At 55.4% G+C, this 19,831-nt stretch carries 26 protein-coding genes; 20 read left to right on the top strand and 6 right to left on the bottom strand.

Annotated features, from left to right (window positions below):
• Positions 1–52 precede the first annotated feature (52 nt).
• A complete protein-coding gene (locus LINBF2_RS10015) occupies positions 53–205 on the top strand; it encodes a rubredoxin (RefSeq protein WP_281891320.1) in 153 nt (50 codons plus the stop codon).
• Between the two features lie 5 nt (positions 206–210).
• Complete coding sequence (locus LINBF2_RS10010; RefSeq protein WP_281888578.1) at positions 211–858, top strand: hypothetical protein; 648 nt, start codon at positions 211–213, stop codon at positions 856–858.
• A gap of 82 nt (positions 859–940) precedes the next feature.
• On the opposite strand, the gene LINBF2_RS10005 is transcribed toward LINBF2_RS10010, so the two are convergent.
• Positions 941–2,383: a deoxyribodipyrimidine photo-lyase gene (locus LINBF2_RS10005; RefSeq protein ID WP_281888576.1), complete on the bottom strand. Its 1,443-nt coding sequence runs from the start codon at positions 2,381–2,383 to the stop codon at positions 941–943.
• Between the two features lie 67 nt (positions 2,384–2,450).
• On the opposite strand from LINBF2_RS10005, the gene LINBF2_RS10000 reads away from it, so the two are divergent.
• The 10 genes from LINBF2_RS10000 to LINBF2_RS09955 all read left to right on the top strand — a co-directional run bounded on the left by LINBF2_RS10000 (position 2,451) and on the right by LINBF2_RS09955 (position 10,206).
• Positions 2,451–3,170 carry a YqgE/AlgH family protein gene (locus tag LINBF2_RS10000; protein WP_281888574.1) on the top strand — a complete coding sequence of 240 codons (720 nt, stop codon included), beginning with the start codon at positions 2,451–2,453 and terminating at the stop codon, positions 3,168–3,170.
• Positions 3,167–3,625: a Holliday junction resolvase RuvX gene (gene ruvX / locus LINBF2_RS09995; RefSeq protein ID WP_281888572.1), complete on the top strand. Its 459-nt coding sequence runs from the start codon at positions 3,167–3,169 to the stop codon at positions 3,623–3,625. The genes LINBF2_RS10000 and ruvX overlap by 4 nt, the downstream gene beginning before the upstream one ends.
• Positions 3,622–4,125 (top strand): bifunctional pyr operon transcriptional regulator/uracil phosphoribosyltransferase PyrR, encoded by a 504-nt coding sequence (gene pyrR / locus LINBF2_RS09990; protein WP_281888571.1) that lies wholly within the window; start codon positions 3,622–3,624, stop codon positions 4,123–4,125. The genes ruvX and pyrR overlap by 4 nt, the downstream gene beginning before the upstream one ends.
• A 6-nt stretch (positions 4,126–4,131) precedes the next feature.
• Positions 4,132–5,094, top strand: coding sequence for an aspartate carbamoyltransferase catalytic subunit (locus LINBF2_RS09985; RefSeq protein ID WP_281888569.1), 963 nt, complete (start codon positions 4,132–4,134; stop codon positions 5,092–5,094).
• Complete coding sequence (locus LINBF2_RS09980; protein WP_281888567.1) at positions 5,091–6,407, top strand: dihydroorotase; 1,317 nt, start codon at positions 5,091–5,093, stop codon at positions 6,405–6,407. The genes LINBF2_RS09985 and LINBF2_RS09980 overlap by 4 nt, the downstream gene beginning before the upstream one ends.
• Positions 6,407–7,138 carry a lysophospholipid acyltransferase family protein gene (locus LINBF2_RS09975; RefSeq protein ID WP_104801391.1) on the top strand — a complete coding sequence of 244 codons (732 nt, stop codon included), beginning with the start codon at positions 6,407–6,409 and terminating at the stop codon, positions 7,136–7,138. Before LINBF2_RS09980 ends, LINBF2_RS09975 begins: the two co-directional genes overlap by 1 nt.
• Before the next feature lie 147 nt (positions 7,139–7,285).
• The gene (locus LINBF2_RS09970) at positions 7,286–7,573 is read left to right on the top strand and encodes a metalloregulator ArsR/SmtB family transcription factor (RefSeq protein ID WP_104801433.1); all 288 of its coding nucleotides are present in this window, start codon (positions 7,286–7,288) and stop codon (positions 7,571–7,573) included.
• Positions 7,574–7,580: 7 nt separating this feature from the next.
• The gene (locus LINBF2_RS09965) at positions 7,581–9,158 is read left to right on the top strand and encodes an ATP-binding protein (protein WP_161499773.1); all 1,578 of its coding nucleotides are present in this window, start codon (positions 7,581–7,583) and stop codon (positions 9,156–9,158) included.
• Positions 9,151–9,744: a response regulator gene (locus LINBF2_RS09960; protein ID WP_281888563.1), complete on the top strand. Its 594-nt coding sequence runs from the start codon at positions 9,151–9,153 to the stop codon at positions 9,742–9,744. The genes LINBF2_RS09965 and LINBF2_RS09960 overlap by 8 nt, the downstream gene beginning before the upstream one ends.
• 78 nt (positions 9,745–9,822) lie before the next feature.
• Positions 9,823–10,206 carry a hypothetical protein gene (locus LINBF2_RS09955; RefSeq protein ID WP_281888561.1) on the top strand — a complete coding sequence of 128 codons (384 nt, stop codon included), beginning with the start codon at positions 9,823–9,825 and terminating at the stop codon, positions 10,204–10,206.
• An 11-nt stretch (positions 10,207–10,217) separates the two neighbouring features.
• Here the strand turns inward: LINBF2_RS09955 and LINBF2_RS09950 are convergent, their stop codons facing one another.
• From LINBF2_RS09950 to LINBF2_RS09930, 5 genes are all read right to left on the bottom strand, one after another.
• Complete coding sequence (locus LINBF2_RS09950; RefSeq protein ID WP_281888559.1) at positions 10,218–10,397, bottom strand: hypothetical protein; 180 nt, start codon at positions 10,395–10,397, stop codon at positions 10,218–10,220.
• Positions 10,398–10,566: 169 nt separating this feature from the next.
• Positions 10,567–10,998, bottom strand: a complete 432-nt coding sequence (locus tag LINBF2_RS09945; protein ID WP_281888557.1) for a DsrE family protein — start codon at positions 10,996–10,998, stop codon at positions 10,567–10,569.
• An 8-nt stretch (positions 10,999–11,006) separates the two neighbouring features.
• A complete protein-coding gene (locus tag LINBF2_RS09940) occupies positions 11,007–12,293 on the bottom strand; it encodes an NAD(P)/FAD-dependent oxidoreductase (protein WP_281888555.1) in 1,287 nt (428 codons plus the stop codon).
• A gap of 13 nt (positions 12,294–12,306) precedes the next feature.
• On the bottom strand, positions 12,307–12,642 hold the full coding sequence (locus LINBF2_RS09935) for a c-type cytochrome (protein WP_236658019.1): 336 nt from the start codon (positions 12,640–12,642) through the stop codon (positions 12,307–12,309).
• A 146-nt stretch (positions 12,643–12,788) separates the two neighbouring features.
• Entirely contained in the window at positions 12,789–13,865 is a 1,077-nt protein-coding gene (locus LINBF2_RS09930) for a YeeE/YedE family protein (RefSeq protein ID WP_281888553.1), read from the bottom strand.
• A gap of 170 nt (positions 13,866–14,035) precedes the next feature.
• On the opposite strand from LINBF2_RS09930, the gene LINBF2_RS09925 reads away from it, so the two are divergent.
• The 8 genes from LINBF2_RS09925 to soxZ all read left to right on the top strand — a co-directional run bounded on the left by LINBF2_RS09925 (position 14,036) and on the right by soxZ (position 19,810).
• Positions 14,036–14,953, top strand: coding sequence for an MBL fold metallo-hydrolase (locus LINBF2_RS09925; protein WP_281891319.1), 918 nt, complete (start codon positions 14,036–14,038; stop codon positions 14,951–14,953).
• Positions 14,953–15,438, top strand: a complete 486-nt coding sequence (locus tag LINBF2_RS09920) for a thioredoxin fold domain-containing protein (RefSeq protein WP_281888551.1) — start codon at positions 14,953–14,955, stop codon at positions 15,436–15,438. Before LINBF2_RS09925 ends, LINBF2_RS09920 begins: the two co-directional genes overlap by 1 nt.
• Positions 15,435–16,139 (top strand): Crp/Fnr family transcriptional regulator, encoded by a 705-nt coding sequence (locus LINBF2_RS09915; protein WP_281888549.1) that lies wholly within the window; start codon positions 15,435–15,437, stop codon positions 16,137–16,139. The genes LINBF2_RS09920 and LINBF2_RS09915 overlap by 4 nt, the downstream gene beginning before the upstream one ends.
• 14 nt (positions 16,140–16,153) lie before the next feature.
• Positions 16,154–16,468: a hypothetical protein gene (locus tag LINBF2_RS09910; protein WP_281888547.1), complete on the top strand. Its 315-nt coding sequence runs from the start codon at positions 16,154–16,156 to the stop codon at positions 16,466–16,468.
• Positions 16,469–16,564: 96 nt separating this feature from the next.
• Entirely contained in the window at positions 16,565–17,935 is a 1,371-nt protein-coding gene (gene soxC / locus LINBF2_RS09905; protein ID WP_281888545.1) for a sulfite dehydrogenase, read from the top strand.
• Positions 17,919–18,992, top strand: coding sequence for a c-type cytochrome (locus LINBF2_RS09900; RefSeq protein ID WP_281888543.1), 1,074 nt, complete (start codon positions 17,919–17,921; stop codon positions 18,990–18,992). The genes soxC and LINBF2_RS09900 overlap by 17 nt, the downstream gene beginning before the upstream one ends.
• 26 nt (positions 18,993–19,018) lie before the next feature.
• A complete protein-coding gene (gene soxY / locus LINBF2_RS09895) occupies positions 19,019–19,474 on the top strand; it encodes a thiosulfate oxidation carrier protein SoxY (protein WP_281888541.1) in 456 nt (151 codons plus the stop codon).
• A gap of 24 nt (positions 19,475–19,498) precedes the next feature.
• Positions 19,499–19,810, top strand: coding sequence for a thiosulfate oxidation carrier complex protein SoxZ (gene soxZ, locus LINBF2_RS09890; RefSeq protein WP_281888539.1), 312 nt, complete (start codon positions 19,499–19,501; stop codon positions 19,808–19,810).
• Positions 19,811–19,831: the final 21 nt, after the last annotated feature.

The following is a 19,831-nucleotide window of genomic DNA, read 5'->3' as shown; positions in this document are numbered from 1 at the left end:
AATGCTTTTCATTCTATGCGTTGACGAAAGAAATACTGTGGCTAATACCTGGATGTGTCTGATTTGTGGATGGATTTATGACGAAGAGGCTGGTGCACCCGAACACGGCATTGCTGCTGGCACCGCGTGGGCCGATGTGCCCATGAACTGGACCTGTCCAGAATGCGGCGCACGCAAAGAAGATTTTGAAATGGTGCAAATCTAATCACCATGGACGTTCGTGCGCAGTTTGAAAGCCATGTGTTGGCCTTGCTGCGCCAGCGCCCAGCGGTGGATACGCATGCGGCCAGACAGTTGGAGCTGCTGTGTCAGCGTCAGCTAGACGCTGAGACCATGCCCGGCTGGCGCACTTTTTGGTCGCTGGCCACCCATTTTTTTGAAGGCTTGCGTTTAGCGCCCAATCGAAGCATTGAAGAGCCCGAGGCCAGCGCCACCTCGCAAGTGCTCAGCGGCTTGCAGCTGCGCGAGCAGTTCAACGAGCACGACAAACCCATCGAAGACAGCTTGCAAGTCATCAACCATCTGCTTTTTTTAGAGCAGGCCGATGTGATTTCGCAGCGCTTGGTCAGCCTCCTCAATGATTGGTCTGAGTCGCCTGAGTCCGACATGCCCGTCGAGGCGCAATTGGATGTGCAAACCATGGCCCAGCTCGCGCAAGATGTGCAGCTGACGGCGGTGCAACAAGTGGCCGATTCATTGGCGGTGCAACTGGCCCGCCTGCGTGCCAAGCGCGTGGCCGACGACATCAAAACCAGCCTGAGCGGCGCCCAAGAAGTGAGCCGCTTGCTGCAGCACTTTGCAGTGGGCAGCATGCGCGAGCCGCAGCCGCAAGTATTGGCAGCCCTCAAAGGCGAATAGGCTTTGATCTACTGCGACTAAAGAGAGTGACAGCGCTTACGCGCTGTCGGGGCGATTAGCCTTTGATCTCCTGCTTCGCTCCTTATTTCACCTTTTTCACGACTGCATACCGCTCCAGCGTGTGCGCACGCGCCTCGGCGTGATCGACGATGGGCCTTGGGTAATCGCGCCCCAGCACCAACCCCGCTTCTTCTAATTCCAAAGGTTTGGCCAACCACGGCGCGTGGATGGCTTTGTTGTTGAGCTTCGCCAGCGCGGGCACATAGCGGCGAATGAACTTACCTTCGGGGTCAAACTTTTCGCTTTGGTTGGTGGGGTTGAAGATGCGGAAGTAGGGCTGTGCATCGCAGCCGCTGGAGCTGGCCCACTGCCAGCCGCCGTTGTTGGCAGCGAGGTCAAAGTCATTCAGGTGCTCGGCAAAGTAGCGCTCGCCCCAGCGCCAATCAATGCCAAGGTCTTTGGTTAAGAAGCTGGCCACCACCATGCGCAGGCGGTTGTGCATGTAGCCGGTTTGGTTGATTTGCGCCATCGCTGCGTCCACCAGCGGGTAGCCTGTGCGGCCTTCGCACCAGGCGGCAAACAGCTCTTTGGCATGTTTGTGGTGGTCCCATTTGATGTCGTTGTATTCGGGCTTGAAGGCGCCCTTCACCACACGCGGGTGGTGGTGCAAGATTTGGTGATAAAAATCGCGCCACACCAGCTCCGACAGCCAAATTTCTGCACCGGTTGAGCCCACCAACATGCGCTTGTAGGCGGTGGATGCCAGTTGGCGAATCGACACCGTGCCAAAGCGCAAATGCACGCCCAAGTAGCTGGGGCCTTTGATGGCGGGGAAGTTACGGGTTTCGTCGTACTTGTCCATGCGGTCAAAGAAATCTTCAAACAGGGCCAAGCCGCCGGGACTGCCGGTGGGCACGTGGAGGCTGCTGAGGTTGGTGGCTTCAAAGCCAATGTCGGCCAAGCTAGGCACGGGCACTTGGTAGGCCTTGGGCCGCGCTGCCAAGGCTTTGATGTATTTGCCCACGGGGTAGGACTTCAAATAAAAGTCGTTCACCTTTTGCAGCCATGCGTTTTTGTAGGGCGTGAACACGCCGTAGGGCTTGCCCATTTGGGTCAGCACCTCGCTGCGCTCAAAAATCACATGGTCTTTGAAGGTTTGAAAACCAATACCAAAGTTGGCTAAGCCGCCACGCACTTGGGCATCGCGGGTCAATGCATCTGGCTCGTCGTCGTGGTTGGCAAACACCTCTTGCACGCCCAGTTCGTGGGCGAGGCGTGGCACTTCGTCAGCCGCTACGGCGTGGCGCACGATCAGGCCCGCACCGGCTTGGCCTGCCACGGCGTGCAGCTCGGCGTCCAGCGCCACCAGTGACTCGCGGATGAACTCCACGCGGCGGTCTGCGCGGGGCAGGCTGTCCAAAATAGCCTTGTCAAACACGAACACGCAATGCACTTGCTTGCAGCTTTTGAGCGCGTGAAACAGCGCTGCGTTGTCAAAGGCGCGCAGGTCGCGTCGAAACCACATCAGACCTTTGTCGACGTGAGGTGAATGAGGCGAGAGCTTAGGCATGTTCACCCTTTAAAATTGGCATATGACCGCTGATTCTCTCTCCATCAACCTGACGCATCATTTTTTGATTGCAATGCCCAGTTTGGAGGATGAGATTTTTGCCAAAAGTGTGGTCTATGTGTGCGAGCACAGCGAACGCGGGGCGATGGGATTGGTCATCAACAAACCTGGCGAGTTGTCGATGAAAGAGTTGTTTGAAAAAGTCGACCTGCCTTTGCATCGCCAAGACCTGATGAATGCCCCTGTGTTGCAAGGTGGCCCCGTGCATACCGAACGCGGCTTTGTGTTGCACGATGCCTTATGGAGTCATGAGGTGGAGCAAGTAAGCGAGGCTGTGGCGGTGACGCCACCAGCCACCGCTCCAGAGGCTACGCAACAAGAGGCAAATAAAGCTGCCACCGAAGCCGCCCAAGAAGCCGCAGCTTTGAGCGCCGTGAGCGACAAAGCATCTGTCTACGCCTCCACCATGACCATCCTCGATGGCCTGGAGATGACCACTTCCAAAGACGTGCTCGAAGCTTTGTCGATTGGCGCTGGCCCCAAACGCGTGCTGATTTCTCTGGGCTATTCAGCTTGGGGTGAAGGTCAGCTGGAGTCGGAGTTGGCTGAAAACAGTTGGCTGACTGTGGGCGCCGACATGGCGGTGATTTTTGACACACCCGTGGAGCAGCGCTACGCACGTGCCATGAAGCTGCTGGGCCTCGAGCCTTGGATGTTGTCCAACGAAGTGGGGCACTCATGAGCACGGCGCTTGATGTGACCACACAAGCGGCAGCACCTTTGGTCTCTGCACCAAAGCCAGCTGTACCAGCGCACTTTCAATCTTTCCTCGCGTTTGACTTCGGTGTCAAACGCACCGGCGTGGCCTATGGCAGCCGCATGTTGCGTGAAGCCCAACCGCAAGCCACGGTCAATGCCGAAGGCGATGCCCGTTGGGCCCTTATCACCAAACGCATTGCCGAGTGGCAGCCCGACGCACTGGTGGTGGGTGTGCCATATCACCCAGACGGTGCGGCGCACGAGAACACGGCCAAGGCCAAAAAATTTGCACGCCAACTCAACGGTCGCTTCAACCTGCCTGTGTTTGAAGTGGACGAGCGTTACAGCACCACCGAAGCAAAAGCCCAAGGCGCCAAAGATGCTGACGCTGCATCGGCTTGCATCATCCTCAATCAATTTTTTCGAGAGAACTTATGAGTACCCACGGAAACCTCATGCTGGATGCGGAGAGCTTGTACAAAGAGCTGCTCAAAGGTGTACGCAGCATGCTCACGCCCACCACACGTTTGGTGGGCATCACATCGGGTGGTGCTTGGTTGGCGGCGCGCTTGCAAAAAGATTTGAATCTCGAAGGTGAGGCCGGCAGCATTTCATCCGCCATGCACCGCGACGACTTTGCGCAACGCGGCTTGGCCGACGGTGGCCAAACCAAACTGCCGTTTGAAGTGAACGGTGCACACCTCATCGTGCTCGACGATGTGCTCTACACCGGCCGCACCATCCGCGCGGTGCTCAACGAGTTGTTCGATTACGGCCGTCCTGCCAATGTGCAGTTGGCCGTGTTGGTGGACCGCGGTGGCCGCGAGTTGCCCATTCAGGCCGACTACGCCGCTGCGCGTGTGGCACTGCCTGCCACCCAATCGCTGGCGCTGACCAAAGATGACAACGGCCAATTTAATTTTTCAGTGAAGGGCTGATTCCAAGTGCTTTACAAACGCAACCCCCAACTCAACAAAAACGGCGAGCTGATTCACCTGCTCTCCACTGAAGGTTTGTCGCGCAATATCTTGACGCACATCCTCGACACCGCAGCCAACTTCGTCTCGGTCAACGACCGCGAAGTGAAGAAGGTGCCACTCTTGCGTGGCAAGAGCGTGTTCAACTTGTTCTTCGAGAACAGCACACGCACACGCACCACGTTCGAGATCGCAGCCACGCGTTTGTCGGCAGACGTGTTCAACCTGGACATCGCGCGTTCATCCGCAGCCAAAGGCGAGTCGTTGCTCGACACCATCGCCAACCTGAGCGCGATGGCTGCCGACATTTTTGTGGTGCGCCACAGCGAGTCGGGTGCGCCTTACCTGATTGCCGAACACGTCGCGCCCCATGTGCACGTGGTCAACGCTGGTGACGGCCGTCATGCACACCCCACGCAGGGTTTGCTGGACATGTACACCATCCGTCATTACAAAGGTGACTTTGCCAACCTCACGGTAGCCATCGTGGGCGATGTGTTGCACTCACGTGTGGCGCGCTCTGACATTCACGCCCTCACCACACTCGGCTGTGCCGAAGTGCGCGTGGTGGGCCCCAAGACATTGGTGCCCAGCGACTTGTCGGCCATGGGTGTGAAGGTGTTCAACAACCTCGAAGAAGGCATCAAGGGTTGCGACGTGGTCATCATGTTGCGCTTGCAAAACGAACGCATGAGCGGCGCACTGTTGCCATCGAGCCAAGAATATTTCAAATCGTTTGGCCTCACGCAAGAGAAGTTGCAACTGGCTAAGCCCGATGCCATCGTGATGCACCCCGGTCCCATCAACCGTGGTGTGGAGATTGAATCTGCTGTGGTCGATGGACCGCAAAGTGTCATCTTGTCGCAGGTGACGTTTGGTATTGCTGTGCGTATGGCCGTGATGTCGATCGTGGCGGGGAATGAAGCATGAACATCCTGATTCAAAACGGTCGCGTGATCGACCCAGCCTCTGGTTTTGACCACGTGGCTGATGTGGCGGTGGCTGATGGCCATATCGTTGCCATAGCCAAAGCAGGTGAGAAGTTGCCCGCCAACTTCAAAGCCGATCAAACCATCGACGCCAAGGGCTGCATCGTCGCCCCCGGCTTGGTCGACTTGCAAGTGCGTTTGCGCGAACCCGGCTACGAACACGAAGGCATGCTGGCTTCCGAGCTCATGGCCGCTGTGGCCGGTGGTGTGACCAGCCTCGTGTGCCCACCCGACACCGACCCCGTGTTGGACGAGCCAGGCTTGATTGAAATGCTCAAGTTCCGCGCCGAGAAACTGCACCGCGCACGCGTGTTCCCACTGGGCGCACTCACCCGTGGTTTGAAGGGCGAAGTGCTAACCGAAATGTCAGACCTCACCGACGCAGGTTGCGTGGGCTTTAGCCAAGCTGAAGTGCCTTTGGAAAACACCCAAGTGTTGCAACGCGCTTTGCAATACGCATCAACTTTTGGCTACACCGTGTGGCTGCGCCCGCAAGAAATGCATTTGGGCAAAGGCGTGGCAGCCAGCGGCCCGCTCGCCACCCGTTTGGGTTTGGGCGGCGTGCCAGTGGCCGCAGAGACTATTGCCTTGCACACCATCTTTGCGCTGATGCGCAGTACCAAAGCCCGTGTGCACCTGTGTCGCATCTCTAGCGCTGAAGGCGTCGAGTTGGTGCGTGCTGCTAAGAAAGAAGGTTTGGCAGTGACGGCTGACGTGAGCATCAACTCACTGCACCTGAGCGACCACGACATTGGCTACTTCGACAGCCGCGCACGCGTGACGCCTGTTCTGCGCCAACAGCGCGACCGCGATGCCTTGCGTGCCGCCTTGGCCGATGGCACCCTGGATGCCTTGGTGTCTGACCACACACCGGTCGACAACGATGGCAAGGCCCTGCCATTTGCCGAAGCCGAATCGGGTGCGACGGGCTTAGAGCTGTTGCTCAGCCTCTCACTCAAGTGGGCGCAAGACAGCAAGGTCAGCGTGTTGCGTGCGCTCGATGTGCTGACCGCACAGCCCGCCAAAGTGTTGGGCAAAGTGCAAGGTCAAAGCACCAGCTTGGGCCAGTTGCATGTGGGCGGCGTGGCCGACCTCGTGGTGTTTGATCCAGCGGTCGAATGGCACGTCACACCCGATGCACTGCACAGCCAAGGCAAGCACACACCGTTTGCGTTTGACATGACGGGCATGTCTTTGCCCGCGCGCGTCAAAGCAACCTTGGTGGCGGGCCGCGTGGCTTACCAAGCGGCTTGATGCGCAGCTTGCACGCCAGTGCCAAGTTCCTGCGTGTCATCGTGCAGGTCTTGTGTGGCTATTGGATGGTGCGCACCGCATTCCCCAAACTCAGCGACGAGCAACAAGCCCGCGCGGTCGAGGTGTGGGCGCGTGGCATGTTGGCCATCATTGGCATTGAAGTGCGTGTCAAAGGTCATCCAGCGCAGGGCCCTGTGTTGATGGCGGCCAACCATATTTCGTGGCTCGACATCTTGGTGATGCACGCCGCTTGCCATTGCCGCTTTGTGGCGAAGTCTGAAATCCGCGATTGGCCTTTGGTGGGCGCGCTCACCACAGGCGGTGGCTCGCTCTACATCGAGCGTGGCTCACGTAACGATGCCATGCGCGTGGTGCACCAAATGGCTCGTGCTTTGTGTGAAGGCCAAGTGTTAGCGGTTTTCCCAGAGGGCGTAACGGGCGACGGCATCACGGTGTTGCCGTTTCATGCCAATTTGTTGCAAGCCGCCATTTCTGCCGAAGCACCGATTCAACCCGTGGCGCTGCAGTTCATGGATGCACACACGCAAGAACGCAGCTTGGCCCCTTGCTACCACGACCATGACACCTTGATCAGCTCGTTGTGGCGCACGCTGTGTGCGCCACCTTTGGTTGCGCAAGTGCGCTATGGTGACAAGCAAAACGCCGATGGTCGCAACCGCCGCGAGTGGGCGCAAAGCTTGCAAACTTCAGTCGCTGATTTGTGCAAGTGATATCCTTTTAAACCTATGGCAACCAAAAAGACCACTCCATCCCCCGTCAAAGCAAAAACGATCACCCAAGCTGTGGCCGCCAAAACAGTGAAGACCTCTGCGAAGGCGTCGAAAAAAGCTGTCACCGAAGGCGCAGATTTGGATGTGATGTTTGATTTGGCTGCCGAGACCTTTCGTGTCATGTCAGCGCCTATGCGGTTGAAAATCATCAACTGCTTGTGCAACGAAGAAAAAAACGTGGGGCAGTTGCTTGAAGAAATCGACACCACGCAACCCAATATGTCGCAGCACTTGAACACCTTGTTCAAAGCCAAAATTTTGGGACGTCGCCGCGAAGGGGTGCAAATTTATTACCGCATCATCAATGAGCGCGTCGTCACGCTGTGCCGTGCGGTGTGTACGCAAATCGCCATTGACAGCGATTTGTCACATTGAACATGGGATGCTGAACCTCAAAAAAATCGCCATCGCGCTGGTTTTTTCGTGCTTGTTTTTTGCGGTTGACAAGCTCAGCTACATCCACCCCATTGGTGACCTGAACATCACGCCGTGGAACCCTCCTGCGGCGCTGGAGGTGTTGTTTCTTTTTTGGGCTGGCAATTCATGGATGACATGGGTTTATCTCACGTTGTGCCTGTCTGACAGTTTGGTTCGTGGCACTTTGTTTTTGTCACCTGCCATGGTGCTGGGCAATGCGGTGTTGGTGACCTGCTACGCGGCGATCGCTTTCACGTTGCGATGGGCGTTGGCAGAGCGCACGGCGCTGCGCAATCGGCATGATGCTTTCGTGTTGGGCAGTGTGATTCTTGGTGGCGCCTTGCTCACTGCCATGGCGTATGTGGGCACGCAGACTTGGATTGGTGTGTTGTCACCGCATGATTTCTTAGGCGCGGTGCATCGCTTCTTCATTGGTGATTTGTTGGGCTTGATGGTGTTGTTGCCGTTATTTTTTGTCGCGGCTGACAAGCGACGTCATGCGCAATACCTGCACATGTTTCGCAGTGTTTTGTTTTGGGCGCTCATGCTGGGCTTGGCCATTTGTTTGTGGCTGATTTTTACATTGCCCATTGAAGACCAGATGAAGTATTTCTTCTCGCTGTTCTTTGTGTTGGGTTTGATTGCTGCGACGTATTCGCTGCCGGGTGCCACGTTGGTCGCAGCGCTCATCCAGTTGCCTTTGGTGTTCTCTGCCACGCGCGTGGGTGTGCAACCGGCTGATTTGATGGACATGCAAATTGTCATGCTCAGTTTGTCATTGACGGGGCTCATCATTGGCACAGTGGTGGATGAACGCTTGCGCACAGAAGAGCGCTTGCGTGACAGTTTGCAACTGGTGGCGGCGGGTGAGTTGGCTGGGTCCTTGGCGCATGAGCTGCACCAACCCATGAGTGCTTTGAGTGCTTATGCGGAATCGGCGCTCATGCTGACCGAGTTGCAAAAAGAAAAAATGACAGATGCACAGCAAACGCAACTTGTCACCATGCTGCGCAATGTGGTGAATGAGGCCTTGCGCGCGACAGACATTGTGCGGGGCTTGCGCAGTTATTTCATTTCGGGCGCATCGTCTTTGCAAGACACCTCAGTCAGGCACTTGGTGGATGAGTGCGTGGCGCGTTTCGCCCAAAAAGCGGCCAAGGCAGAGGTTGCTTTGGTGACGGCCTACACACACCGTGAAGACCATGTGTTGGTAGACCGTGTACAGATCAGCACCGCTTTGGGTAATTTGCTGAAGAATGCCATTGATGCCTCGCCCTCTGGGGGGCAAGTCACGGTACACATCAGTGCAGATGAAAAGCAGATGCTGAGCATCCGTGTGATCGACCACGGTGCCTTGTTAGATGCCGATGCGGCTGACCAAGTGTTCAGGCCCTTTTATTCAAAGAAAAAAGATGGCTTGGGTTTGGGTTTGTCGGTGAGTCGCTCATTGGTTGAAAATAACGGGGGTGTGTTGCGTTACCAAGCGCACCCTGAGAAATGTTTTCAAATCCTTCTTCCCCTTGGAGATTGCGTCGATGAATGAGAGCCGTTTGGTTTGTATCGTGGACGACGATGCGTCTGTGCGCGATTCCTTGTCCATCATGCTCGGGCTCAAAGGGTTTGATTGCCGTACCTACGAAAGCAGTGAGGCTTTTCTCAGCGCTGCGCCTGATAAGCCTTGCTGCTTGGTTTTGGATTTGAATATGGCTGGCATGAGTGGGCTGGATTTGCAGGAGAAGTTAGGCGGTCTGCCTCACTCTGTCGAGGTGATTTTCCTCACGGCCTTTGCTGATGTGGATGTGATGCGCCGCGCCTTTTTGAATCAAGCGGTGGACTTTCTTGAAAAACCGGTCGTCATGCCGGTGTTGCTTGACGCCATTGAACGTGCGTTTGAGCGGCTCAAATCTAATGCGGTGGCGACCGTTCGAACCCAGTCGTTTGAAACGCTGACGCCTCGTGAGCGTGAAGTGATGACGGCGATTGCCCAAGGCATGACACATCGCGAGGCGGGTGCTTTGCTGGGTATCAGCCCACGCACGGTGGAAGTGCACAAAGGACGCGTGATGGAGAAACTAGGTGCCAAGACCTTGGCCGAGCTGGTTCGCATGAACATCGAGCGTGCCCATTAATTCTTTTGGGTGTACGGCCTAGCCCGTACGTGGCTTATCGAATTTTCAAAATTGCGAATTGTTTCTACAGTCATCTCTATGACTGATCCGCAACAAGGTGCAAAGCTTGCACCTGTCAAACTCAAATATTTAGATTTTTTATTGGCCGTACACAAGGCGCGTCAATCGGATCAAAAACCTTTGTTGATTCCACCCGATGAGCAAAGGCTGCTCGAAATCATTGCGGTTCGATCTGCGATGCATCAGCCTTTGTCCATGATGCAGGCCTTGGAATTGCGTGATGAATTGTTCCTGAGTCCCTCTGCGGTGAGCCGCAAGATTGACAACTTGCGCGATGCTGAATTGATCCGTGTGGTTGTCGACACGGTCGACCGCCGTGTGAAATTCATTGAGCCAGCAGAGAAAGCGCTGGCACATTTTGAATATTTGGGAACTTTGATGCCTCTATCTACCGTGGGTTGATTCACCTCGCCTCAGGCATAAAGCGAAATCATCAGCACGGTGAAAACGACCAATAAGAAGATAAAAAATCCAGCCACATCTTTGTAGTACATCTGCTGCTCGTTGATGGGGTCTTCTTGAGTTCTCGTTGGGCGTGCAAGCGCTTGTTGCTTCTTTTTCTTCACGAGAACTTGTGTCACAACGGGTGTCATGTAAGGCTTTCTTTGGTGTGGAACAAATGCACGGGTTTGCAGATGCCTCACTGTAGAAAAAATCACAGCATTTGAAAATTCGATGACTCACGTACGGGCAACACCGTATATCTGAGCTTGAAATGAAAAGAGCCGCGAATGCGGCTCTTTGGATGGACGCATCAGAGCCTTAAGGCTTGAGATACACGTAACCTTCTTTGGCTTGCAAGCGTGCCACTTCGGCTACGCCTGATGGCACGATCTTGGCATCCATCGACACTTTGTTGGCGTCAATGTTGCGTGAGGTCAACGTGTTGTTACACACGCGAAATTGCACGCCTTTGCCCGACAAGTCAGACACCATGCCGCTGAACTCGCGGCCTTTGTTGTCTTTGGCGCCATCCAACAAAAAGTCGATGCCCGAGCCATGTGTGACCACCACAATTTTGGCTGTGGCGTCTGCGTTCAAGTGGTTGCGCACATTGCCCAAGATGGCAGCAGCGGTGTCCACGCCGGTGTTGACGTGGTAGACCACTTTGATGTCTTGTGCTTGCACCGAGCCAAAGCTCAATGCCAGCAGCAAAGTAGCGAAAGTGTGGGAGAGGTATTTAAAGATGTTCATGAAATTTCTCACATCAAGCTGTCGGCCCAAATGTTTTGCGCCCAGTTCCACGCGTAAATGCCTTCCAGTTCGTTAGGCGCAGCAGACACACCGCCCGAACCTGGCACAGTTTTGTACGTCTTGTCTTTGGCATCGTATTGGTGAACAGAAGCGACGTGCACCACCAGCTTGTCGTTCACAAAGCTGTAGCAGGTGTTGCTGAGGAATGGTGCTGGGTTGACCGGCATGTCCGACAACTGCGCCACGATGGCGGCGGCTGTGACCTTGCCATGTGAGTTGGCCATGTGGCCAGACTTGGGCATGAGTGGGGCCAACATGATGGAGTCGCCGATGACGTGAATGTCTCTGGCTTGCGTGGACTCAAAGGTTTGGTAGTGCACACCGCACCAGCGTGCGTTGACGTTGGCCAGGCTTGATTGCACGGCAATGCCACCGGCGCGCATGGCGGGCAATACGTTGAGCACGTTGGCTTTGACATCGTTTTGCACATCAAACTTCAAGGTGTTGGTCTTAGCGTCCACCGCCACGACTTTGTGCTGCGGCATGTATTCCAAGATGCCCTTGTAGTTGTCAGCCCAGAACTTCTTGAACAGCGGACCTTTGGATGTGACGTCTTGGTTGGCATCCAAGATCAGCACTTTGGATTTTGGTTTGTGTTGTTTGAAGTAATGGGCCACTTGGCTGGCTCGTTCGTACGGGCCGGGTGGGCAGCGGTAGGGCGCTTCAGGAATGGTGATGGCATACACGCCGCCGTCGTCCATTGACTCCAGTTGCTTGCGCAGGGCCAAGGTTTCTGGGCCGCCTTTCCAAGCTTGCAATATTTGGCCTGAGGCTTGCGCTTCTTTCAGACCTTCGATGGTGTTGAACATCAAGTCAATGCCTGGCGACATGACGAGTTTGTCGTAACGGATGCTGGGGCCACTGGCCAAAGTCACCGTCTTTTTGATGGGGTCCACACTGGCCACGTAGTCACGCACGATGTTGACACCGTGTTTGCCAGAGAGCTTGTCGTAGGGCGTGGTGATGTCAGCCATGGTCTTGCTGCCACCAATCACCAAGTTGGAGATGGGGCAGGACACAAACGCACCACTGGGTTCAATCATGGTGACATCGATTTGGTAGTTCGACAGCATGCGTACGTACTTGGCAGCTGTTGCGCCACCGTAGCCGCCGCCCACCACAACCACGCGTGCTTTTTCGGGCACGCGGCCCACTGATGCGCAACCGACCATGCTGCCCAGTGCGCCAAAAGAACCAAGAGCCATAGAGGCTTGAACAAAACTGCGACGTTTCATGATGAATCCTTGATCAGCGCTTGGTAGCAGCGTAGTAATTGGCGATGGTGTCGATTTGGGCATCGGTCAGGCCTTTGGTGATTTGGTGCATCACTGTGGCAGGACGTGTACCTTCTTTGAAGGCTTTCATTTGCAACACCATGTAGTCTTTGGGCATGCCAGCCAACGAGGGAATGGCTGAGCCTTCGATGGTGCGGCCTTCGGTGCCATGGCAGTTGGCACACATGGCAGCGGTGGCGCGGTTGTGCAGCTGCGTGGCTTTGTCTTGGGCGTGTGATGCGACGCTTGTAGCCAGCATCAAGGCTGTGGCAGCCAGCAGACGCAGCAAGTGGGGAGATGTTGTTTTCATCGAAACCTCGTTGAGCGAATTAAATTAATCAGTGATCGGTAATATATCCAGAATGGCAAAACGCCATCACGGGGTTAACCCAGTGATGGCGTTTGGCCAGTACGTTGAAAACTATAACGTAAGAATTCGAATCAATCAGTCACCACTCAAGGTTGCACCAACGTGGGTGCGCTCGCTGGCGGCTGATCCATCCATCGGTCAACCAAGCCTGCGCCCATCCACATGCCCATCAAGGCGAGCCAAGCGGTCAGCGCAAAAATGGCGCCACCCGTCACGCCAGCACCGACCGCGCAACCGCCAGCCAGCATGGCGCCAAAACCCATGAAGATGGCACCCACGATGTAGCGGCGCATGGCATAGCCGTCTTTGAATCCTTCGAGTTTGAGCTCTTTGCCCAACCACGCCGCAAAGAATGAGCCCAAGAAAACACCCGGTAACAAACCAAAGTCAAAGCCAATTGCCGGGGGATTGGGGGCCAGCACGCGCATGAGCCACTCGGCGGATGGGCCGCTGAAGGTGATGCCTTGGATGTGCACCACTTCAAACGAGGCTTGAGACACGCTGTACGAAAACCACCAAGCCATGGCCACGCTCAGGCCTGTGCCAATGCCGCCTATCCACATCCATGCCCGCTGCGTGGTGCGTGTGGTGAAGTACAGCGCCGCCAACAGCCAAACGCACCCGATGACCAAGCCTGCGGTGTGGCTCAGACCGAGCATGGCCAGCAGGTCACGGCTGCTGCCGCCCTCCACCGTCCAAAGGTTGGTGATCTCTTGACGCAAGGGCGAAAGTGCGCCTGACAGCGCTGACTGCGCCGTGACGGCAAATACCAAGCCCGATAGCAAAGCACGCAAGTTGCCGTTGGCTGACAAGATGAGCAAACGGCTGGCACACCCACGCGTCATGATCATGCCTGCACCAAACAACAAGCCGCCAACCAGTGCGCCGGACAAGCTGCCCCGTGTGGCCAGCTGACGTGCTGTGCTGACATCCAGGTTGCCTAAAACAATCAGGCTTTGAATGGCAATGACTGCGGCAGAAAAAGTGAGCAACCAAACCGAGAGTTTTTCGCCAAATTGATGGTGCCAAAACTCCACAACCGCCGCACGCAGGCAAAACTTAGAGCGCTGGGCAAAAAAACCAAACAACAGGCCAATGACCCAGCCGCCAACGGCTAAGACAACGGATTCACCATAAGTTTCATTCAGTGCAGTGAGATTCATATGATTTAGTCTACGCTTATATTTGGACTATGCTAAGTGCTCTGGTTGAGGCGATGCTTGACGTATGTCAAACCCTAGACTGGCTTGCTGTTTGAGGAGAAGTGATTGTGAAACTGGCTTTTGTGCGCCAACTTTGCGTGAGTTGGTTTTGTGGCTGCTTAGGTCTTGCCGTGTCGGTGCAAGCGCAAACCTCTGCGCCTGCTGTTGCGGTGGCCAAACCTTTGATGCAAGCCAAGCAAGTCGTGCCCAACGTCTATTACGTCCAAGGCGTTTCAGAGATGGGGTCGTCGGCCAATCAAAACTTCATCTCCAATGCGGGCTTCGTGGTCACGCCTGCGGGCGTGGTGGTGGTGGATGCCTTGGGTTCGCCTGAGTTGGCGCGTCGCTTGGTGGTTGAAATTACCAAAGTCACGCGCAAGCCAATCCACACCGTGGTGTTGACCCATTACCACGCGGATCACATTTACGGTTTGCAAGTGTTCAAAGATTTGGGGGCACGCATCGTGGCGCACGGTGCCGCGCGTGAGTACCTCACATCAGACACAGCGCGTTTGCGTTTGGAGAGTTCGCGTCAAGAGCTCTGGCCTTGGGTGGATGAGAAGACACGCTTGGTGCCTGCGGATGAGTGGCTGAGCGGCCCTCAAGTTTTGACAGTGGGTGGTGTGCGCTTTGACATTCAACCCGTTGGTCCTTCACACACCGCCGAAGACTTGGTGGTGTATTTGCCGCAGCAAAAAGTTTTGTTCGCTGGCGACTTGGTGTTTCGTAACCGCATTCCATTTGTGGGCCAAGCCGACAGCCGCCACTGGATAGAGGCCATGCAGAGTTTGCTCAAGTTTGACGCGCGTTGGGTGGTGCCAGGCCATGGCCCGATCTCTAACGATCCCAAGGGCGATATGACCCTCACGCGCGATTACTTGTTGTATTTGCGTGAGGCCATGGGGCGCGCTGCCAAAGACATGGAGCCCTTCGAAAGTGCCTACGCGAACACAGATTGGTCGAAGTTCGAGAAAATGCCTCTTTTCAAATCCGCCAACCGCATGAACGCTTACAACACGTATTTGTTGATGGAACAAGAAGCCAAGTGATGCGCGCCACAAATTTTCCTCGTCGCCAGGTCTTGCAAGGTCTGGCCTTGTGTATGGCGGGTATGACCACGTGGGATGCGATGGCGGCACCAGTTGCTTTGCCCACGACTGATTCATTGCAGGCTTCGTTGGCACAAGCGCTGCAGGCTAAACAGCCCTTGGTGGTGATGGTCAGTTTGCATGGCTGTCCGTTTTGCAAAGTGGTGCGTGAAAACTATTTGCATCCTTTGCTCGCATCAGGTTTGCAGGTCGTGCAAGTGGACATGCGTGACAACCGCGCTTTGATTGATTTCGACGGCACGTCACTCACGCAGGATGCGTGGGTGCGCAAGCAAGGCATCAAGCTGGCGCCTACGGTGTTGTTCTTTGGTGCTCAAGGGCGTGAGGTGGCGACGCGTTTGAAGGGCGCATACCTGCCCGATTTCTACGGCGCTTACTTGGATGAGCAGTTGGCTGTGGCTCGTCGTGTGGTGACTGGTAGATGATCCCCATTCAAACCGAATCAGCTTGGCGGGGCACCTCGGATTGCCGTAATTGCGGTATCCGCGAGATGGTGTTGTTTGCCGACTTGAACGAACAAGACTTCAACCTCATCCACGCGCCCATTGACGACTTGGTCTATCAACCGGGTCAAGCTTTATATGAAGCATCAGACCAAGCGCTTGGTGTGTTCACGTTGCGCAAGGGGCTGATCAAGCTGGTACGCGTCACAGCAGATGGCCGAGAGCGCGTGGTGCGTGTGTTGTTTCCGGGCGATGTGGTGGGCCTTGAAGCTTTGGCGACGGGTCGTTATGACAGCCAAGCTGTTGCATTGAGCGAGGTGTCGCTGTGTCGTATCCCATTGGAGGTGGTGCATCAATTGGGCGCTAACAGTCCGCGCTTGCATCGCAAATTGATGGAGAAATGGCAAAGTGCTTTGAAGTTGGCGGATGATTGGTTAGCCGAGCTTAATTTTGGCAGCGCGCGCCAACGCGTGTTGCACTTCATTCGCAAAATGCATGAAGTATCAGAAGATGGCTCCGCCACCTTGTTTGGTCGAGATGACATGGGTGCCATGATGGATCTCAAGCTTGAAACCGTCAGCCGCGAAGTGACCGCCTTGGTGCGTGCTGGCGTGATGACGCCGCTCGACAAACTGGGCCGACATTACCAAGTGTTGCAACCTGAGCTTTTGCAAGAAAAGTAACGAGGAGAGATGTCATGAGAAAGTTTTTGTTCTTGATTTTTTTGACAGCTGCAGGTAAGGCCAACGCACAGCAGCACCCACTATTCAAAGATGCAGACCTCAAAGCGGGCGAAAAGCTGATTGCCGAAAACCAATGCAACGAATGCCACATTCGACGCGTGGGCGGCAATGGCAGTGCCATCTATAACCCCAAAGGCCGCATCAACACGGCAGGTGCCTTGCGTGGCATGGTCGAGTACTGCAACACCGAGCTCAACTTGGGATTTTTCCCTGAAGATACCAATGCTGTTGCCGCTGTCCTGAACAAACAGCATTACAAATTTCGTTGAGCTAATTCGGTTTATGGCGTAAACCCGATGGATGCCCTATCAGAGATGATTTATATTAGCGGGTATTGATATATAACTGATGTGGAAGGACTGTCTGTGAAAACACCAGATGGCACTCAATCGGGTCGCATTCAAAAAGCGCCCGAAAATTTTTTAGACCGTGACGGCATTCGTACCGTCATTGCCGAGAGCAAGACGGGCCGACGCAACTTCATTCGCAGCGCATTTGCTGCTGCGGCTGCAGGTGCAGCGGCACCGATGGCGTTGGCTCAGGGCAACCCTGTGCCAACAGAGGGCGGTGACCCAAACATCTTGAACCTGCCCGAGCACGCCACAGGCTTGGGCCAAGGCGTGGCCGCCAACAACGGCTACGGCGTACCTTCAAAGTTCGAGTCCAACGTGCAACGTCGTCAAAGCCCAGGCTTGACACAAACCACGCAAGCTTCGGTGTCGTTTGCACCGCTGCAGTCCTTGTTCGGCATCGTCACACCAAGCGGTTTGCACTTTGAGCGTCACCACCAAGGTTGGTGGGACATCGACCCATCCAAGCACCGCTTCATGATCAACGGCATGGTGAAAACACCCAAGGTGTTCACCATGGACGAAATCATGCGTTTGCCTTCTGTGTCGCGTTTCCACTTCATCGAGTGCGGTGCGAACACCGCGGTCGAGTGGGGCAACGTGGCTGTGCCCACGGTGCAATACACACACGGCATGGTGTCGTGCAGCGAGTTCACAGGCGTGCCGCTTATCACCTTGCTCGAAATTGCAGGCGCAGATCTGAAGAACGGCAAGTTCGTGTTGGCCGAAGGTGGCGACGGTTCATCCATGACCCGCACCATCCCCATGAGCCTGATCTTGTCAGGTGAAGTGCTGGTGGCTTATGGACAAAACGGCGAAATGCTGCGTCCAGAAAACGGCTACCCATTGCGCTTGATCGTGCCTGGCATTCAAGGCGTGAGCTGGGTCAAGTACCTACGCCGCATTGAAGTGGGTGACAAGCCTTACGCTGCCAAAGACGAAGCTGTGCATTACATGGACTTGATGCCCGATGGTCAGCACCGTCAGTACACCAACATCCAAGAATGCAAGAGCGTGGTGACCACGCCTTCTGGCGGCCAAGTGTTGCTGGACAAAGGCTTCTACAACATCACTGGCTTGGCTTGGTCGGGCCGCGGCAAGATTCAAAAAGTCGACGTGTCTGTGGACGGTGGTCGCAACTGGCGTCAAGCCCGTTTGGAAACGCCAGTGCTCAGCAAAGCGCTGACACGCTTCAACATCGATTGGGTGTGGGACGGCAAGCCCGCCATCATCCAAAGCCGTGCCACTGACGACACGGGTTTCGTGCAACCCACATACAAGCACCTCCGTGCTGCGCGTGGCACCCGTTCGATTTATCACAACAACGCCATCCAATCGTGGTTGGTGCAAGAAAACGGTGAGGTCAAGAATGTCCAAGTTTCGTAAAGTCATCTTGACCACAGCTTTGTTGGCTGCTGCTGGTTTTGCCAGCGCACAAAGCACAGCCTACCCAGGCGTGGGTCGTCCAGCGACAACCAAAGAAGTGGCTGCGTGGGACATCGATGTGCGCCCTGACTTCAAAGGTTTGCCAGCGGGCTCAGGTTCGGTCGCCCAAGGCCAAGACTTGTGGGAAGCCAAGTGCGCCCACTGTCACGGTGTGTTTGGTGAGTCCAACGAAGTGTTCAGCCCTTTGATTGGCGGCACAACCAATGACGACATCAAAACAGGCAACGTGGCCAATTTGAAGCGCGCTGATTTCCCTGGCCGCACCACCATCATGAAGGTGGCCACGGTGTCTACGCTGTGGGACTACATCAACCGCGCCATGCCATGGACAGCGCCTAAGTCACTCAAGCCTGACGAGGTGTATGCGGTCACCGCTTACCTGTTGAGCTTGGCCGATGTGGTGCCTGAAAACTTTGTGTTGTCAGACAAAAACATCGCTGAAGTGCAAAAGCGCATGCCCAACCGAAACGGCATGACCACCCAGCACGCGATGTGGGCAGGCAAAGAGTTCAACGGCACTGCCAAACCAGACACCGCTAACGTGGCGTGCATGAAAGACTGCATTCCCGAAGCCAAAGTGGCGTCGATGCTGCCCGATTACGCACGTAACGCACACGGCAACTTGGCTGACCAAAATCGTTTGGTGGGACAACAACATGGTGCGAACACAGCAGTGCCTGAAAATAAATCAGCCGCTACGGGTTCCTCAGCCGCGGCCCCTGCTGCGCCCAAACCCGCAGCCAAAGTGGCTGATCCCGCGTTGGCTTTGTTAGGCAAACACAACTGCACGGCCTGTCACGCACAGAACACCAAAGTGGTGGGTCCCAGCTTTTCCGACATAGCCAAAAAGTATCCAGGCAAGGCTGAGTACTTGACAGGCAAAATCAAGGCAGGCGGCGCAGGCGTGTGGGGGCCTATCCCCATGCCTGCACAATCTGCCCCCGAGGCAGACATCAAACTGATTGCCAACTGGCTCGCTGCCGGTGCGGCAAAATAACATCCAAGTATTTTTAGGAGCACTACATGCAAACTCGTCGCGAGACCCTCAAGCACAGCGCCGCTGTGGCAGGCCTCTTGGCCTCTACTGGCCTGTTCCCTCAATACGCGCAAGCGTTTGACAAAGCAGCCTTCGACGCCAAGAGCGTGGCCGAAGCCGTCAAAGCCATGGGTGGCGCAGCCCCCGTGGAAAGCAAAGACGTCACCATCACGGGTCCAGACATCGCTGAAAACGGCGCTGTGGTGCCATTGGGTGTGAGCACAAGCTTGGGCAACGTCAAGCGCGTCTTGTTGTTGGTTGAGAAAAACCCATCTGCTTTGATCGCTATGTTCAACGTGTCGCCTGAAGTGGAAGCCAACTTCTCTACACGCGCCAAGATGGGCCAATCGTCTGACGTGTACGCCATTGCGATCATCAACGACGGCAAAGCTTTCTTCGCCAAGAAGGAAGTCAAAGTGACACTCGGCGGCTGCGGCGGCTAATTTAGAAATTTCAGGAGAAACACCATGGCAGATCCAATGCGCATTCGCGCTCAAGCAGCTGGCGACAAAGCAACTATCCGTGTCTTGATGAGCCACGAAATGGAATCCGGTCAACGCAAAGACGGCACCGGCAAAACCATTCCCGCCTGGCACATCCAAGACGTGACCGCGACTTTGAACGGCAAAGTTGTGATGACCGCCGAGTGGGGCCCCGCTGTGTCTAAGAACCCTTTCTTGCAATTCACCATCAAAGGCGCCAAAGCCGGCGACAAAGTGGGCATCACTTGGAAAGACAACAAGGGCGACACACGCTCTGACGAAGCAACCGTTTCGTAATCAACAAGAACGCAGTGGAGA

The organism is Limnohabitans sp. TEGF004 (assembly GCF_027924965.1).
Classification (GTDB): Bacteria; Pseudomonadota; Gammaproteobacteria; order Burkholderiales; family Burkholderiaceae_C; genus Limnohabitans.
The sequence above is the reverse complement of the archived record's forward strand: the minus strand, read 5'-3'. Positions and strand labels throughout refer to the sequence as shown.